Annotated in this window: 1 pseudogene; it reads left to right on the top strand. The window is 57.2% G+C overall.

Annotated features, from left to right (window positions below):
- Positions 1-407: pseudogene (locus RRF55_RS27275) on the top strand (host specificity factor TipJ family phage tail protein); the annotation flags it as partial.

The raw sequence follows: 407 nt of genomic DNA, 5'->3' as shown, positions 1-407 counted from the left end.
CTTTACGACAACCAGCCAGACCTTTGCTCTGACCTGGCAGGGTATCACCTATACCCTGTCCCTGTTTGCTGACTACGGCACAATGTCTGGCTTGCTCGCAGCGATTAATGGCGGGTTGAATGGTTCGGGGCTCATTGCTCAGGATGATGGCGGCGTGATACGTATCGTCGAGATCTCCAGCCCCTGGCGTGGCGGTTCCATTACGTCATCTTTCCTGCCTGCGTCAGTATTTGGTGACAGCCCGGTATTTACTGCTGGTGCAGCCTCCAGCGGCGGAAGCCCAGCGGTAACAGCCAGCGTCACGCTGGCATACGATTCTGGCACTGCCTTTTCCGGATTGCCGGAAGGCACCCAGCGGATTTCCCTGGCGCACCGTGGCAACGAATACCAGATAGCGTCTACTGATG

Source organism: Klebsiella sp. K47 (genome assembly GCF_051858335.1).
Classification (GTDB): domain Bacteria; phylum Pseudomonadota; class Gammaproteobacteria; order Enterobacterales; family Enterobacteriaceae; genus Klebsiella; species Klebsiella pneumoniae.
This window is presented reverse-complemented; position numbering and strand designations above follow the sequence as displayed.